The organism is Acinetobacter sp. UBA6720 (genome assembly GCF_002454215.1).
Lineage (GTDB): Bacteria > Pseudomonadota > Gammaproteobacteria > Pseudomonadales > Moraxellaceae > Acinetobacter.
In genome coordinates, this window is record NZ_DKIK01000199.1 from 1 (window position 1) to 15,719 (window position 15,719).

Consider the following 15,719-nt stretch of genomic DNA (forward strand, 5'->3'; position numbering starts at 1 on the left):
ACAGGTAAAACCTATCTCGCCGTTGCAGCCGCAGTCGATATGCTAGAACGTAACGAAATTCAAAGGATTTTATTGGTTCGCCCTGCCGTTGAAGCAGGTGAAAAACTGGGTTTCCTCCCAGGTGATTTAAGCCAGAAAATTGATCCGTATTTACGTCCACTCTACGATGCCTTGTATGAAATGCTTGGCTTTGAAAAAGTGGCCAAACTGATTGAACGTCAGGTGATTGAAGTCGCACCACTGGCTTATATGCGTGGTCGAACCTTAAACCACTCTTTTGTGATTTTAGACGAAGCGCAAAATACCACACCTGAACAAATGAAAATGTTCCTCACACGTTTAGGCTTTGGTTCACGTGCAGTGATTACTGGAGATATCACACAGGTCGACTTACCACGTGGCCAGCAATCTGGTCTAGCACATGCTTTACGCATCATCGACAAGATCAAAGAAATTCACATCACCCGTTTCCACTCACGTGACGTGGTACGTCACCAACTAGTGCAAAAAATTGTTGAAGCTTATGAGGGATGGGATGCAGAACAACATCGCTTAACCGCTGAAGCGCGTGCTGAACGCAAAGCGCGTCAAGAAGCCTTAGTGGCTGAAAATGATGCTGCTGCTGATGCTCAGCATTAAATTACAGCCTACTGACAGCTAAACCCTGTCAGTAGGCTTTATTATCTAAGGATCTATTTTGAAACTGAGTCTTTCTCTACAACAGGACTTTCAAGCCCCTGAATTGGTCTTGAAACGTGGCTATCTCAAAAAAGTTGTAGAAACTGTTTTACGTCATATTGGCACACAGAGTAACTGTGAAATTGGTATTGCTTGTGTTGACCATGATGAAAGTCATAAATTGAATTTGGAATATCGTGGCAAAGATAAATCAACCAATGTGTTGTCATTCCCTAGTGATTTGCCCGATGAAATGGCGCAGATTCTTGACTCATTTCCCATTGGCGATTTGGTCATTTGTATTCCTGTGGTGTTGTCGGAAGCAAAAGAACAAAACAAAGCGCCACTGACGCATTTCACTCATATGCTGGTCCATGGCACTTTGCACCTTATGGGCTATGACCATGAAACATCAGAAGCAGATGCTGAAGAAATGGAAGGCATCGAAATTGAAATTTTGGCTAAACTCGGTTTTGAAAACCCTTATTTAGCACAGTAACTATTAGATTTGAAACAACTTACCCGATTCATTTCGATGTATCGGGTTTATTTATGCTAAAAATAAAGCAAGATGAAAAAATAGATGAAGAGATTATAAAAATGCATACACCAATTTCAAAACTACTCTGCATGATCGCCCTATCCTGCACCACGCCACTTTATGCCAAGAGCAATGATGAAAATCAAACATCCTGTCAGGAAGTAAAGTTTCTAGATTCAGCTCAGGCTTGGGCTGGACATTATTATTTGCAGGGCGTTATGGAGGTTGGTTCTGAGCTTCTACTAGAACCTGACGGCAAATTTAAATGGTATTTAGCTGTTGGCTCTTTAGACCAATATGCCGAAGGGTCATGGTGGAAAAATGGCAACTGTATTGGTTTAAAAGCTTTGCCTAAATATAGCAAGCATTTAGAAATTTTTCCTATCCGCTTAGATGAAGAGGAGTCTCATTTAAGCGTGACTTGGATGGGTGGACATCAAGACGGCGCCTATGTCCGTGCAACTCAATAAACTGAGTTCACCCACATAATCAAAGCCTGATTAGAAATGCACAGCTCAACGCACTTCAAACTCTGCCTCTGCTGGGTCAAAGACCACATAGCATAACAACTGAAAAACAATGATACAGCCATTTAAAGTTGAGGTCTGAAACTTTGAACGCGCTTACTCAAGTCAAGATCGCATGTGAATAAGCCTAGACTTATCCACATTTTCCACAAAAAACGGCTTTTAATAAGCCGTTTTTTATTTCTCAAGATTTTTTAGAATTGATAGCGGAAAGTTAACGTTGCATTGCGTGGTGCGCCATACACCATACTATTCACACCTAAACCTTCGTAATATTTTTCATCAAATAAATTGTTCACATTCAGTTGAAGTTTAATATTTTGATCAACTTGATAAGCAGCCATTAAATTCGCCAACACATAAGCATCTTGAGTAATACGCCCTGCAGTCTCGTCTTTATATGCTTTGCTCTTATAGTTTAAGCCACCACCCACGCTCCACTTATTTATTGTATATTTTGTAAATAGATTGGCCGACGTTCTCGCTGCAGTTGTCTGTACTTTGTTACCGTCAGCATCTTTTGCATTAAAATGAGCAAGTCCGAAGCTCATATCCCACTTGTCAGTCAATTTACCATCTAATTCTATTTCGAAGCCTTTACTCTCAACACCATCTGCGCTGCCATAAATATTTTTGACTTCATCACCATCCATAACTGTGCCTATGATCTCGGCTACATTATCTTGCTTGGTTAAAAATACCGACATAGACGCATTAAGTTGTTTATCAAAAAACTCTCCTTTCAGGCCAGTTTCATAACTTTTACCCTCACGTGGATCAAGATATTGACCATCCGCATTCTGCTTATCTTCTGGTTTAAAAATGCCAGTATAGCTGGCATACCATGAATAATCTTCTAAGAAATCATAGATTAATCCAGCATAAGGTGTCACTTTATTATTAAACTTACGATTACCATTTCCATCAGCACTTTCATACTCCCAGTTAGATACTCGTACACCTGCTACAAGTTTTAGGGGATCTAATAAAGTGAACTTACCTGCTAGATACGCACCTGTTTGTGTAGTTTTATTAGATGGGCTTGCAACATTATTATTAATAGAGCCGAGAAGTTTTGATGGTGTGAAATTGTCAAAATCAATCGTATAGTTATCTAGAGTAGGCGTTCCATAATAGCGATCAGTTTTTTCGCTCTGATTATACATAAACCCAGCGACAACTTCTTGTTGTAAGCCAGCCAAAGTAAAAGGCGCAGAAAAATAAATATCCGCATTATTTTGAGTGGTCTTTGACGTATCGGTATATGGGTATAAACCAGCACTACTATTGGTCGCTTTATCTACTGATCCTGACCATAAGTACAACAATGCTGTCTCTGCATCTATTTGGCGGTAATCATAATTAACATTCAGCGTGATATCATTAAATAACTTCTGCTTAAGCTGAGCAAAGACAGTAGTTGTATTAGTATTCCAATATGTCCAATCACTGGTCACTGTTAAATCACGATCAAAATGCGTTAACGAACCATCAGTATAAAATGCTGGCAAGCCTCCCCATTTGATACCAGAACGTTCTAAATTCTGATAACTAGCACCCACTGACAGATAAGTGCTGTCCGTTAAATCTGCATCAAGCACACCATAAAATAAGTTATTTTCTTTTTCATACAAATCGGCAAAAGAGTTTGTACTTTCATGTTTGACAACAATTCGTCCACGTACACTCCCATCAGCATTTAAGGGTGCAGAAATATCTGCCATGCTGTTCCATGCATTCCACGAACCATAAGAACTGCTTAATGTCCCTGTTAATTCTTTAGAATTTGCATGTTTACGTACCATATTGATAGCAACTGCAGGATTGCCCGCCCCCGTCATTAGCCCATTAGCGCCTTTGACCACTTCCACGCGATCATACATGCTCAGGTCTGGATCGTTAGCAATATCTGCTTCGGCTGTACTTGGTACACCATCAAATAAATAATAATCCACATCAAACCCGCGTGCTGTCGGATATTGACGCTCATCCCAACGGTTGGTGGTAATACCAGTCACGTTATTGAGCATTTCTTGCAAAGAATTTGTATTGGTATCATCTAAATATTCACGGGTTAAAACTTTAACCGACTGCGGTGTTTCGCGAAGTGACAAATTTAATTTGGTAGAGGTACTGGCACTCTTCGCCGTATAACTCTTTGTCCCTTCCGTTACAGATGGATTCTCTTCCTCGGCTTGACTCGTAATCGTTTCAAGTTGTGCACTTTCATCGCTCGTAGTGGGTGCTGCAGACCCCAAAGTTGGGAGAAGTACTGTGGCTGCTGCCATAGCCAATATCAGTGGACTAACTTTGAAGCGCTTTAAAGTTGGGGAGTAATACATGAAACTATATCCTTATAACAGGGATCAAATATTAAAAAACATGCATGCATCCTCCCCCATTAACTTGCTTTAAGAAAGATTCACGAATGCTTTAAAATATTTAACAAAAAACATACTGCAAATGATAATTATTTTTATTATCAATTCAAGTTTTCACCTTTAAATATAAGATTATGTTTTTATTGAGAAAAAATAAATAAACCTCAGAATAAAAATTTAAGATATTGTTTTACATGTTTTTTTATAAATTAATTTAATCATTATAATTTCCCATAAAGAAGCAAGAATATCAATGAACTTCAAACTCTGCCTCTGCTGGGTCAAAACGCCATGTGCGTACAATGCGTAACTCAGAAATATCCTTCATTTTGGTATCGAAAGCGCCGAACGGGGCTGCTTTGCGTACTGATGCCTTTGCTGCTTCATCCAACATCTCATGCCCTGAGCTGTCAATCAGGCGAATGGCGCGGATACCACCTGAAGCATTTAAAATCACCATTAAACGTACTTCACCCGCCAGTCGTTGTTGTTTAGCTGCTTCTGGGTAGTAACGGTTGCCATAAAATTCTACTTTCTGACGAAACTTTTCAAGATAGGCTGCCGAAATATCTTGCTTGGCTTGAATACCATCAACTGTTTTGATTTTTTGCTGACGGCTAAAGTTTTGTTGACGTTGCAAATATTGCGCTTCAAGGCTTGCCACCATGGCTGCTTTGGCCTGAAACTGGCTGTTCATTTCTTCCATGGCTTTTTTGCGCTGATTATCTTCCGCTTGTTTTTGCCAGCTAAGTGTCGTCATTAACAACTTTTCTTCAAAATTTAATTCACGCTTTTGCTGGACCTGTTCTAAAGCTTCTCGCTGTTGTTCCCCAGCACTTTGCTCAAGCATCGGCACGGGCATATCACTCGACATCCGGTGGGACTCGCGAAAGGTGCCAGAACCCTGTTGATCCGCTTGCGCCAAGAAATCCGCATCTTCAATTTTTTGATCTGAAGGGCGTAAAGTCACTGCAATTTCTTTCACTGCGGCATCATTTTCTTGAGGCATGGCAAACTGTACAGTCAAAATCACCAGATGCAAAAAAGCTGCAAGCACAACGGTTGCTGTAAAAATTGGGTCTTTCCACCAATTATGCGCCAAAGGCATTACATTTATTTTTTTGAACATCACTTCAAACCGACAATTTGTCTTGTTCCCCTAAGCGTATGTACGCAGTATAAAATAGACACAGTTTTCATTTTATTGCTTAGAATGAGGCACTGTACCCTGTAGATTCACTGTTTCATAAAATCATGAAAATGGTGCAATTAATTTTGCTAAACTGCAAGCTTCATGAGCAGTATTTTTCAAACATTTCAACCAGAGATCTGATCGCTCAAAAACACTGATTAGCTAGGACGCCTCTTATGCAAACGCTTATTTCCAATATTTCTAATCGTTTACGCCAAGTTTATCAAAAGGCGGAAGGATTTATTGAGGATGAGCGCGAGTTTCCAATGTCTCAAGTCTTTTTAAACGCCACATTTCAACGATTTGTGACCGACAATGTGAGAATGTTAAAAGACTTACATGCAGACTTACATGATGACTGGTTACGCTTATATGCCACACTCGATTATAACGGTCTCAAACTGACGCTCTCTGTTGACTTGAAATTAGTGCAAATGGAATTGAATAAAAAAACGCAATTGATTGTGTTCGAACAAATCAGTGATACCAGTGTGCTAGATGCTGAATACCCAACGGTCTTTCATAAAATGGGCGTGCGCTGTGCCCTGTTTTTTTATCAAAAAATCCTAAACCAAGATCCTTTAGGTATGATTTTAGAAAAGCTGAATGTGATTAAGGTTAAAGATGAGTTACTACATTTAAATTTGAACCGTTGGTTAGGCAAAAACCGTTCAATCATCGACACGCTAGGCAAAGTCCATGTTAATCATGCTGTGCTACGTGAAGCCGAATTGGTCGTGATTGGTAACGTCAATTTAACTGCACTATTTAATAAATTCTCTCAAACCTCGATTGATGATTTGATTGAACCCAATTTGGATGAAAGTACAGTCTCTCCCATTCGACAAAAATAGCTGATCATTTGGTGACAAAACCGTAATTTCAAATATGTAAATGAAACATAAAACTACAGTTCCCCTTATGTTTCGAATTTTTTCTTCATAATCAATGTGCATAATAGTTATATGCAAAAATTTTGTGCCTACAACTAAATAGGAAACTTTTTCTTATGGCTAAATCAAAATTGAAAACAGCCACAATCGCGACAAGTATGAGCGCTTTGCTATTTGTCGGGTTCTCAAGCCAAACCTTTGCCATGAGTCCATTTCAGGCCAGTTATCAATTTAACTATAATGGCAAAAATTTAGGCTCTGCAACTCGGACTTTATCAAAGTCAGGTAATAACTGGAACTATGTTTTTGCAGCCAAAGCAGGCGGTATTGCCTCAGCAACCGAAAGTAGCCGCTTTAGTTTAAATGGCAAACAAATTCAGTCCAATAGCTTTAGCCGTAGCAGTAAAATTTTGGTGCATAACAACACCATGAGTATTAACTTCAATCCAGCAGCAAAAACCATCAATACCAAGAAAGACAACGAAACGCGTTCATTTGCATGGAAAGCGGGTGTCTTAGATGAGCTCAATGCAGAATTGCAAATTCGTGAAGACATTAAAAATGGTGGTTTAAAATCAACTTACTATTTGGCCGATGCTAAAGAGGTTGAAGCACGTAAATTTGTGAAGCAAGGTACTGAATCTATCAAAACAGATTATGGAACTTTCGAGACCATTAAAGTAGTCATGAAACATGATAAGCCCGGCCGTGAAACCATTTTCTGGCTAGCTCCGAAATTAGACTATCTTCCTGTTAAAGTCAGCCATGTTGATAAGAAAACATCTTATGGATTGCTCTTAACGAGCTATAAAGGTGCAAGCAATTAGTCATTTTGACGAATTTTACTTGCATTTTTTCAGGTGCTTCCTAAAATACGCATTTGCTTGAAAAAGCACCTGCCCTTAGAGGATTCTCCCGTGTACGCACTAGAACAGAAAATCTTAAGCGAAGGTATCGTTCTATCTGATGAAGTTCTGAAAGTTGATGCTTTCTTAAACCACCAAATTGATCCAGTGATGATGCAATTGATCGGCAAAGAATTTGCTCGCCGTTTCAAAGATGCTGGCATCACAAAAATCATCACGATTGAAGCATCAGGGATTGCACCTGCAATCATGACAGGTTTAGAACTAGGCGTATCTGTTATTTTTGCGCGGAAATACCAATCTTTAACCTTAAAAGATGAGCTTTATCGTTCAAAGGTATTTTCATTTACCAAGCAAACAGAAAGCACCATTGCCATTTCAAATAAACACATCAGCTCATTAGACAAAGTACTTGTGATTGATGACTTTCTGGCTAATGGTCAGGCTGCTCTTGGTCTAATAGATCTAATTCATCAAGCCAAAGCAGAAGTCGTGGGTGTAGGTATTGTGATTGAAAAATCATTTCAGCCTGGTCGCGATATTTTGCTTGAAAAGGGATATCGCATCGAATCTCTAGCTCGAGTTAAGTCACTAGCAAAAGGCACTGTAGAATTTGTACGAGACTAATCACAGCACCCTCCATAAAAAAAGAGCATTTTAAAATGCTCTTTTTTTATGACATTCATGACCCGCAGGTCATCCACACACAAGCGCCATATTTGCGCGGTAGATTACTTTTAATTTAAAGTAAAAAATATATCGTCTTTTATCAATTTAATTACATTTTTAAGTTGGAGAAACATGATTTATATAGCATGATCAAATTTAAATGGTCATAACCACTTTCTAAGACTAAAAATAAACAGCGATTAAACGAAATACTTTTTTATTGAGAAAGCCACACAAATGATAAAGAAGAAAGAAACGAGTGAACGATCGTTTGATCCAAATCAATTATCAGGATTTGATGGAGCTCACTCCATTCAACTTCCCGTCGACTTTATTCACGACCTAAGTAAAGCCAGCTCTTTACAGGTAGTATTAGATACAATTGCCTACTGGATTTCATACGTTTTCGATGCAGATCGGGCCAGCATCACCCTGCAAGATACTGAAGATTATCTCAAGCTATACTCAATTTCGGGCAATCATGCAATTCCGATGGATTTTAAAATTCCAATTGGACAAACTTTTGTAGGCCGAGTTTTTGCTGAGTCACAACTGATCATTTGCGATGACTTAAGCCTGTCGGATGAACTCGACTGTCAAATGCTTTCTGAACATGGTATGGGTAGCTGTATGGATGCCCCAATGATTCATAATGATATTTGTATTGGTACACTCAATGTGGCCGATGTACGTAAACATCATTACACCCTACAGCAAGCCATCCTGTTACAAACCCTTGCAAAATGGTTAGCGTTAAACATCAAACTACATTTACAAGTTCAAGAGATGGCTATTTTAGCCTCTACCGATGAACTGACAGGCACGTTTAACCGAAGAGTATTTGTACAAGAAAGCCATCAAACCATGCTGCATTTTAGCAAATCCCGCGTACCGTTTAGCATTGGCATTTTAGATATTGATCACTTTAAACAGCTAAATGATTGCTATGGGCATACTGCAGGTGACTATGTACTCAAAAAAATGGTGAAAAAAATACGAAGCATACTGCGTGATGAAGACTTTTTAGCCCGTATTGGTGGCGAAGAGTTTGCCATTATTCTACCTGCCTGCTTAGGTAATGAGGCTATGCGGATCTTTCGACGGATTTGTTCAACCATCGAAGCGATGGAAGTCAGTTATGAACAGGAAATACTATGTTTTACAGTTAGCATCGGCGTTGCAGAGGTCGGCAAACAAGATACCGATGCCGAAGATGTATTTAAACGAGCAGATAAAGCCCTCTACTGTGCAAAAGAAGCGGGACGAAATCGGATTCACTTTGCCAACTAAGTTAAGCCATGAACTTGAATGCCGAGAACAATGGAGTAAGACTCTACAGAAACAGCGTAGATATTCCCAGAAAATTACAAGTCTAATAAATATTCTCAACTCAAATTCAGCTAGTATTTACTCTAGATTCAGATGTTTAGAAATCTTAGATCTGAGGTAACACGGTTGTCATGCGTCATGAACACCATAATCAGGCTATATATTTTAAGTACAGCTAGCCCTTATAGGTCAAATAAGCTATGGAAAAAACAATTCTCTGCCCAAAGTGTGGCTCAAGTGAAATCGAAAAAAGAAATCATGAGCAACAACTGACAAAAATTGGAGGCGTATTGCTCAGTTCAGCAGGTGCAACCGCAGGTACTGTTGGGGGAGCAGCATCTGGAGCCTCTATAGGCGCAGCGATCGGTGCAGCGGCTGGGCCTTTAGGAGTCATTATGGGCGGTACCATTGGCACCTTCGTCGGTGCAGTCAGTATTGGGGTCACAGGTGGTTTTTTAGGACATCGCTTTGGTAAAAAAGCAGGTGTGATTGTCGATAAAAATGTGTTTCTCGACTATAAATGCCTAAACTGTGGTGCCAAATTTAAAGAACAACACCTAACACCAATTGAATAATAAAAAAGCCCATCATTCATGGACTTTTTCATGTCGCAATCACTAGGCTTGCAATTTCTTTACAACTTCGCCAAGACGTTTTCCTTGTGCTTCGCACAACACTTTTTCATCTTGGCTTAAACTCTGGTCATGCCGAGGACCACTGACATGACTCGCCCCATAAGGCGTCCCGCCTGTTTTTGTATTCGACAGTGCTGGAACAGCATTGTTTAAACCAAGAATCATCATGCCATGATGAAATAACGGGGGAAGCATGGTCAACAAGGTGCTTTCTTGCCCACCATGCATCGAACCTGATGAGGTAAATACACAAGCAGGCTTGCCATGCAAAGCACCATTGAGCCAAAGACTGGTGGTTTGATCGAGAAAATATTTCATTTCAGACGCCATATTGCCAAAACGCGTAGGTGAGCCTAGTGCCAAACCTGCACAGTTTTCCAAATCCTCTACGCTACAATAAATATCACCATCGGCAGGAATACTGGCTTCTGCTTCTTTCACCACAGTTGAAATATTTGGAACAGTTCGAATTTTTACAGCTATACCACTCGCCTCAATTCCATTTGCAATCAAATGCGCCATTTCACGGGTACTGCCATATTTGCTGTAATATAAAACTAAAACATAGGTTTGCATGAATAGAGTTCGATGACAGAAAAAATAAAACTATACGGTATTTTTTCTATTTTTTGGTTAAGCTTAAAGTGAAAAATGTAGAAAAGATGAAGAAAACAAAGAGATACTTTGCCTATGTTAGAACAGTACTTAAAAAAACTTCCTTTCTATAAGAAAACTTGGTTTCAGTTCGTCTTATTTGTAGTACGGCGCTTTGAGGCCGACCGTTGTCGTGAACAAGCAGGTTCACTGACCTACACTACCTTGTTTGCGGTCGTACCAATGCTGACAGTTTTCTTGGTCATCATCTCGTCCATCAAAGCACTGGAACCTGCACGTCAGCAATTACAGCAATTGATTTATAGTAATTTTTTACCTAAAACCACCATTGCTTTTGATAAGGCTCTCAATGCTTTTACCGATAAATCGAGTAATTTGACCATTATCGGAATCTTATTTCTCTTCGTTACAACGGTCATGATGCTGACCAGTATTGAAACTGTCTTTAACCGAATTTGGCGAGTGCGCGAAACCCGTGGTGGCATTATTGGCTTTATGCGCTACTGGACCATTATTTCTTTAGGACCAATTCTCCTCGGTAGTGCCTTTGTTATTTCTTCTACTGTCGCCTCTTTAAATGTCTTAAGCAATAATTTTGCAGGCTATGAGTTAGATGGTGCTTTTATATTTTGGTTAATTTCATTCGCCTTAACGGTACTTGGTTTTTTTATTTTAAATTGGACCATTCCGAACCGAAGTGTGCCGATTAAATCGGCTCTCATTGCTGGTTTATTTAGTGCTATTGTCTTTGAATTACTGAAACATTTGTTCGGTTTTATTATGTCGAACTTTACCAGTTATGAAATTATTTATGGTGCGTTTGCCGCAATTCCCATTTTCCTGCTGTGGATTTTTCTATCATGGAATATCGTCCTGATTGGGGTTGAAATTAGTTATGCACTTACTGCATTTACCTCTCATAAAGAACAAAAGCGCCATCCTGTTATTATGTTGATGGATTTACTGGAACTATTTTATAAAAAGCAGCAACAAGGCTTAAGTGTTTCAGACGATGAAGCGCTTGATATCTTGGGGCGAGATGAATTGGGTCGCTGGCCAAGTTACGTCCTCATGCTTGAAACACAGAATTTAGTTAAACGTACTGATGACAATCAATATGTTCTTGTACGCAATCTGTCTCACGTTGATTTTTGGAGTTTTTATAGCAAGCTTCCCTATCCACTGCCACAGCGTCAGGACTTAGGCAATGTACATCCTGACGATGTCTGGATGCAAAAAATTGGTCCTGCCTTGGTGGAGTCAGATGATTACTTGGCTGCAAAACTCGCCATTCCACTTTCCAAAATTTTTGATGATAAATCCTAATAAAACCGTGTCTTATCTCTTCTATATAGATAAGACACGGTTTTTATACATCACAGGTAAAGCCTAACCTTAGTCCAAAACATACATGATTTTTTTACTGCAAAGCCGCTTTAAAGGCCTGTAAGTATTGTTTAATCTTGTGATGTAGACTCACCACCATTACCCCCATCAAGACAAAACCCGTACCCAATAAGAAATTCAGCTCCAACTGTTCTTTTAAGAACATCACCCCAAAGCACATCCCAAAAATCGGGGTTAGAAAAGAAAATACTCCCAACTGTGAAGCCAAATACTTTCTTAATAGCCAAAACCAAATCAGATAACTACCAAATGACACCACCACGGTATGAAACAGTAAACTACTGATCGACAGTGCGGACCAGTGAATGGTGGCCTGCCCCATAAAGAAAGAAAGCGGCAAGAGCAATAAAAATGCGATAAACAACTGATAAAACAAGGTCTGTGTCGCAGGTGCTTCAGCCAATTTGGTCAGCCGAACAGCGATCGTGGTGGCTGCCCATAAAATCCCTGCTAAAAGTGCCAAGACATCCCCCCATAAAGCCGATGTGACTAAAGCTTGAGAATCAGAAGGATGAAATAAAAAGGCGATTACAATTCCAAAAAATGCCAATCCAATTCCTAACCACTGTATGACCGACAAACGCTCAGACGGCAGTTTCCAGTGTAAACCCAGTGCCACAAAAATAGGGGCGGTATACAATAAAACCACGGTATGCGAAGCAGAGGTAAAACGTAAAGCCTGTGCCACTAAAAAAAATTCGGCTGCAAATAATACCCCCACCAAAATGCCTGCAGGCAAATAATCACTCCCCCATAATGAAGCCCCCTTTGCTAGCTTAATCATGGGATAAACCATCAATGCAGATAGACCTGATCGAAGCGCAATTTGCATCACTGTAGAAATATCAGGGGCTGCAAGTTTTAACACCACTTGTTGTAAGCCCCATAACACGCAAAGCCCCAGCATAATACCTGAGGCTTTTCCGTCTAGCGCCTGACGACTGCTCACGATCTGCTCCACTAAAAAAGATGAACCCATACTATAAATTTGTCTGAAATAAAATATATAATCTAAAACAGACAAGAGATCTTCTTATTCAGGCAATTTCAGCCATGCCCTACAAACAACAAAAAAACAGTGCACCACTCAAACAACTACCGACCAATGATCATATTGATAAATTATTGTGGATTCATTTTCGCGATGATCCCGCTCAGTCGGTTTATCCCGTACATGGACATGCATGGGGTGAATTTGTCTATGCATTTAATGGAGTCATGGAAGTCCATATTAATCAAGTTGACTATCTCACTCCACCGCCATACGGAATTTGGCTACCACCCCATGTCGCACATAGCGGTTTAAACCGTACCGATGTTTCTCACGGTACGCTCTATATCCATGAAAGCTTATGCAGCCACTTACCACAGCAAGCCGGTATTATGCTGAGCTCACCTTTAGTCACCGCACTCTTTAAACATTTAAAACAGTACCACTTGGCAGATGATTCAGCTGAGCATTTACGCTTACTTTATGTCTTGCTTGACCAACTACACCATGCAGAATTGGTGAGTAGTTATTTACCACACTCCGAACATCCTGTGCTCAAGAGTATTTTAGATTTTTTACATTTACACCCTGCCGACAACAGCGCTTTGCAACAACTGGCAGTTCAGCACAATATGACTGAACGCACACTTGCGCGTTATAGCCAAAAAGAACTCGGCATGTCTTTGAATGAATGGCGACAGCGCTTAAAAGTCATGAAAGCCATGAGCATGCTAACCGAAGGGAAAAAAGTGGAAAGTATTGCATTAGATTTGGGCTATGCCAATGCATCGGCCTTTATCAACATGTTTAAGCGCTGGATGGTGTATACACCCGATCAATTTCGAAAACTGTATCATAGCCACCAACAACGCTAAAAAAAGACCACCGTGGTGATCTTTTTTTAAGATATTTCAGTTAAAACCAATTAGGCTTTGACAAAAGTCGTCCATGTATAATCTTGAGATTTACCGTTCAAAGTCATTTGTAACTGTTCACCCGGCTGCAATGCTGCAACCCCTGCTGGTGTGCCCGTCATAACCACATCGCCTGCTTCCAAAGTGAAGACTTGGCTAATATCAGCCAACAAGGTACCAATATCAAAAATTAGATGTGCCGTATTACCTGCTTGACGCAGCTCATTATTGACATGAAAGGTATAGTGCACATCATTCCAATCTTGTACTACATCGGAAACAGCAACCCAATCTGCCAGTACACACGAACCATCAAAGGCTTTAGCACGCTCCCACGGTTGACCTTTGCCTTTCAAATCATCTTGCAAATCACGTAAGGTTAAGTCTAAGCCTAAGGTCACTGCACCTACCGCTTGAATAGCCTTGAGAGGGTCAGCTTCTTGAGTTAAACGTTGATCTATACGTAAAACCAGTTCACATTCATAGTGACAACTGCCCCACGCAGGATTCCAAGAAATACCCGCATCTAAACTGAGCAGACTACTTGGTGGTTTGATAAATAAAACGGGACGATCAGGAATCGCATTGCCTAATTCTTTGGCATGGTCTGCATAACTACGACCGACACAGACAATTTTAGATGGACGTGTACTCATGATCTTCCTCTTGCTTGGCGAATAATTTTATCGTGTTACGGTCAATACGCTTATTTTTTAAAGGTATTCTCAAACTTCGTTTGATCTGCACTCTCTATGAGTGCGCGCTTAGGCACAATCACCACAGTACGGTTTTTCAGCTCTAACATATAAGTTAACTTACCGATGGCAAATTTCTGTACTTCATTATAATGGACCACCTGCTTGCGGCCGTTGGCGTAAATTTCCGCATAATCTTGATATAAATCTATGCCCTGCTCACTTTTACCAAACTGATATTTCACAAACTGACGCTTAAACATCATTGGAAGAAACCAATAACGCATGAGAATTTGTAAAACCAAGAAGAATACACCCAATGCCACATAATAACGCCCGACACCTGTAAAGCCGAGCATAAAGCCCCACACAATAATCCCGATACTAATCAGAGGTGTAATAAAGCGCGTAATTTGCTTTTTACCAAAGGTCGCTAAAGCAAAACCATCTTGCGACTCTTCTAAAGTGAGAAAATAACGTGTCGATAATGCAGGTTTGTTCTCTGACATAAGGCTAGATCAAATTACTAAAAATATTGATCTCAATACTACAACACTATTTGGCATTTTCTTAGGACTTTCATACACGCAGCTGAATGAGCTGGTTGTACACATGCAGTACGCGGTTAACTCTAAAAAAGAATCTGAATGAATATAAAAAGCGCCAATACGCACACGTACAATAGAGAAAATGTAGCGAAATGAAACCTATGTTTTGCATATCAAAGTGAACAAAAACAATAGGCACAAAAAAACCGCAATTAAGCGGTTTTTTCAATATTGATCAAGTTGGTGCGCTCAGAGAGATTCGAACTCCCGACCCCTTAGTTCGTAGCCAAGTGCTCTATCCAGCTGAGCTATGAGCGCGACGTCTTGATGGGGTGCATTATACGTGAATCCTATTTTTTGTTAAGTCTTATTTCCATAAAAGTCGATCAACCGCCCACTTATTAAGCACAAAAGGTGCGAGATGCTGTATAAATCAACAAATTGAGATTCCATAGCAGAATAGATAGGCAATTCATGCAAGACTAAAGCTTTATTGATATCAAATCTTTCTTGATGAATCACTTTCTCAAGCAAAGCATTTCACTTTTTACAGACACAAAAAAACCGCAACATGTGCGGTTGATTGTTCAAGTTGGTGCGCTCAGAGAGATTCGAACTCCCGACCCCTTAGTTCGTAGCCAAGTGCTCTATCCAGCTGAGCTATGAGCGCATTACTTGTGTGCCAATTCAGGCGTTACGTTACATACAGTTTACTTATTGGTGCGCTCAGAGAGATTCGAACTCCCGACCCCTTAGTTCGTAGCCAAGTGCTCTATCCAGCTGAGCTATGAGCGCGACATAAGTAAAGTTGGCGGTGAGAGAGGGATTCGAACCCTCG

At 40.1% G+C, this 15,719-nt stretch carries 16 protein-coding genes and 3 tRNA genes; 10 read left to right on the top strand and 9 right to left on the bottom strand.

Annotation, left to right across the window (positions count from 1 at the left end; all coding sequences use genetic code 11):
* The 3 genes from B4F08_RS16750 to B4F08_RS16760 form a co-directional block, all read left to right on the top strand.
* A partial coding sequence (locus tag B4F08_RS16750; protein ID WP_291375466.1) for a PhoH family protein occupies window positions 1-639 on the top strand: 639 nt, incomplete at its 5' end.
* A 58-nt stretch (window positions 640-697) separates the two neighbouring features.
* Window positions 698-1,177, top strand: a complete 480-nt coding sequence (gene ybeY / locus B4F08_RS16755) for an rRNA maturation RNase YbeY (protein ID WP_086208921.1) — start codon at window positions 698-700, stop codon at window positions 1,175-1,177.
* Window positions 1,178-1,278: 101 nt separating this feature from the next.
* Complete coding sequence (locus tag B4F08_RS16760) at window positions 1,279-1,689, top strand: hypothetical protein (RefSeq protein ID WP_086209183.1); 411 nt, start codon at window positions 1,279-1,281, stop codon at window positions 1,687-1,689.
* Window positions 1,690-1,940: 251 nt separating this feature from the next.
* On the opposite strand, the gene B4F08_RS16765 is transcribed toward B4F08_RS16760, so the two are convergent.
* Both B4F08_RS16765 and B4F08_RS16770 read right to left on the bottom strand, forming a co-directional pair.
* Window positions 1,941-4,088: a TonB-dependent siderophore receptor gene (locus B4F08_RS16765; protein WP_291375468.1), complete on the bottom strand. Its 2,148-nt coding sequence runs from the start codon at window positions 4,086-4,088 to the stop codon at window positions 1,941-1,943.
* Between the two features lie 289 nt (window positions 4,089-4,377).
* On the bottom strand, window positions 4,378-5,235 hold the full coding sequence (locus tag B4F08_RS16770) for an energy transducer TonB (RefSeq protein WP_110974098.1): 858 nt from the start codon (window positions 5,233-5,235) through the stop codon (window positions 4,378-4,380).
* 260 nt (window positions 5,236-5,495) lie between these two features.
* Between B4F08_RS16770 and B4F08_RS16775 the strand changes: the two genes are divergently transcribed.
* The 5 genes from B4F08_RS16775 to B4F08_RS16795 all read left to right on the top strand — a co-directional run bounded on the left by B4F08_RS16775 (window position 5,496) and on the right by B4F08_RS16795 (window position 9,651).
* Window positions 5,496-6,173: a hypothetical protein gene (locus tag B4F08_RS16775; protein WP_110974084.1), complete on the top strand. Its 678-nt coding sequence runs from the start codon at window positions 5,496-5,498 to the stop codon at window positions 6,171-6,173.
* A 155-nt stretch (window positions 6,174-6,328) separates the two neighbouring features.
* Complete coding sequence (locus B4F08_RS16780) at window positions 6,329-7,039, top strand: DUF3108 domain-containing protein (RefSeq protein WP_086208924.1); 711 nt, start codon at window positions 6,329-6,331, stop codon at window positions 7,037-7,039.
* A gap of 90 nt (window positions 7,040-7,129) precedes the next feature.
* Window positions 7,130-7,705 (top strand): xanthine phosphoribosyltransferase, encoded by a 576-nt coding sequence (locus B4F08_RS16785; protein ID WP_086208925.1) that lies wholly within the window; start codon window positions 7,130-7,132, stop codon window positions 7,703-7,705.
* A 279-nt stretch (window positions 7,706-7,984) separates the two neighbouring features.
* Window positions 7,985-9,037, top strand: coding sequence for a sensor domain-containing diguanylate cyclase (locus B4F08_RS16790; protein WP_291375470.1), 1,053 nt, complete (start codon window positions 7,985-7,987; stop codon window positions 9,035-9,037).
* 239 nt (window positions 9,038-9,276) lie between these two features.
* The gene (locus tag B4F08_RS16795; RefSeq protein WP_291375472.1) at window positions 9,277-9,651 is read left to right on the top strand and encodes a hypothetical protein; all 375 of its coding nucleotides are present in this window, start codon (window positions 9,277-9,279) and stop codon (window positions 9,649-9,651) included.
* A 42-nt stretch (window positions 9,652-9,693) separates the two neighbouring features.
* Here B4F08_RS16795 and wrbA read toward each other — a convergent pair whose 3' ends face one another.
* Window positions 9,694-10,287, bottom strand: coding sequence for an NAD(P)H:quinone oxidoreductase (gene wrbA, locus B4F08_RS16800; RefSeq protein ID WP_086208928.1), 594 nt, complete (start codon window positions 10,285-10,287; stop codon window positions 9,694-9,696).
* A gap of 114 nt (window positions 10,288-10,401) precedes the next feature.
* On the opposite strand from wrbA, the gene B4F08_RS16805 reads away from it, so the two are divergent.
* Window positions 10,402-11,652, top strand: a complete 1,251-nt coding sequence (locus tag B4F08_RS16805; RefSeq protein WP_291375474.1) for a YihY family inner membrane protein — start codon at window positions 10,402-10,404, stop codon at window positions 11,650-11,652.
* Window positions 11,653-11,746: 94 nt separating this feature from the next.
* On the opposite strand, the gene B4F08_RS16810 is transcribed toward B4F08_RS16805, so the two are convergent.
* A complete protein-coding gene (locus B4F08_RS16810; protein ID WP_110974097.1) occupies window positions 11,747-12,682 on the bottom strand; it encodes a DMT family transporter in 936 nt (311 codons plus the stop codon).
* 104 nt (window positions 12,683-12,786) lie between these two features.
* Here B4F08_RS16810 and B4F08_RS16815 point away from each other — a divergent pair, with 104 nt between their 5' ends.
* Entirely contained in the window at window positions 12,787-13,599 is an 813-nt protein-coding gene (locus tag B4F08_RS16815) for an AraC family transcriptional regulator (protein WP_086208930.1), read from the top strand.
* Between the two features lie 50 nt (window positions 13,600-13,649).
* Here the strand turns inward: B4F08_RS16815 and B4F08_RS16820 are convergent, their stop codons facing one another.
* The 5 genes from B4F08_RS16820 to B4F08_RS16840 form a co-directional block, all read right to left on the bottom strand.
* Complete coding sequence (locus B4F08_RS16820) at window positions 13,650-14,294, bottom strand: fumarylacetoacetate hydrolase family protein (protein WP_086208931.1); 645 nt, start codon at window positions 14,292-14,294, stop codon at window positions 13,650-13,652.
* 50 nt (window positions 14,295-14,344) lie between these two features.
* Window positions 14,345-14,842, bottom strand: a complete 498-nt coding sequence (locus B4F08_RS16825; protein ID WP_086208932.1) for a YcxB family protein — start codon at window positions 14,840-14,842, stop codon at window positions 14,345-14,347.
* A 280-nt stretch (window positions 14,843-15,122) separates the two neighbouring features.
* A tRNA-Arg gene (locus B4F08_RS16830) sits at window positions 15,123-15,199 on the bottom strand.
* Window positions 15,200-15,474: 275 nt separating this feature from the next.
* A tRNA-Arg gene (locus B4F08_RS16835) sits at window positions 15,475-15,551 on the bottom strand.
* Window positions 15,552-15,599: 48 nt separating this feature from the next.
* A tRNA-Arg gene (locus B4F08_RS16840) sits at window positions 15,600-15,676 on the bottom strand.
* Window positions 15,677-15,719: the final 43 nt, after the last annotated feature.

Excerpts from the sequence above, each read along its gene's own strand:
- B4F08_RS16760 (WP_086209183.1), top strand. The coding sequence starts at position 1,279 with ATGCATACACCAATTTCAAAACTACTCTGCATGATCGCCCTATCCTGC.
- B4F08_RS16765 (WP_291375468.1), bottom strand. The coding sequence starts at position 4,088 with ATGTATTACTCCCCAACTTTAAAGCGCTTCAAAGTTAGTCCACTGATA.
- B4F08_RS16770 (WP_110974098.1), bottom strand. The coding sequence starts at position 5,235 with ATGCCTTTGGCGCATAATTGGTGGAAAGACCCAATTTTTACAGCAACC.
- B4F08_RS16775 (WP_110974084.1), top strand. The coding sequence starts at position 5,496 with ATGCAAACGCTTATTTCCAATATTTCTAATCGTTTACGCCAAGTTTAT.
- B4F08_RS16780 (WP_086208924.1), top strand. The coding sequence starts at position 6,329 with ATGGCTAAATCAAAATTGAAAACAGCCACAATCGCGACAAGTATGAGC.
- B4F08_RS16790 (WP_291375470.1), top strand. The coding sequence starts at position 7,985 with ATGATAAAGAAGAAAGAAACGAGTGAACGATCGTTTGATCCAAATCAA.
- B4F08_RS16795 (WP_291375472.1), top strand. The coding sequence starts at position 9,277 with ATGGAAAAAACAATTCTCTGCCCAAAGTGTGGCTCAAGTGAAATCGAA.
- wrbA (WP_086208928.1), bottom strand. The coding sequence starts at position 10,287 with ATGCAAACCTATGTTTTAGTTTTATATTACAGCAAATATGGCAGTACC.
- B4F08_RS16805 (WP_291375474.1), top strand. The coding sequence starts at position 10,402 with ATGTTAGAACAGTACTTAAAAAAACTTCCTTTCTATAAGAAAACTTGG.
- B4F08_RS16815 (WP_086208930.1), top strand. The coding sequence starts at position 12,787 with ATGCCCTACAAACAACAAAAAAACAGTGCACCACTCAAACAACTACCG.
- B4F08_RS16820 (WP_086208931.1), bottom strand. The coding sequence starts at position 14,294 with ATGAGTACACGTCCATCTAAAATTGTCTGTGTCGGTCGTAGTTATGCA.
- B4F08_RS16825 (WP_086208932.1), bottom strand. The coding sequence starts at position 14,842 with ATGTCAGAGAACAAACCTGCATTATCGACACGTTATTTTCTCACTTTA.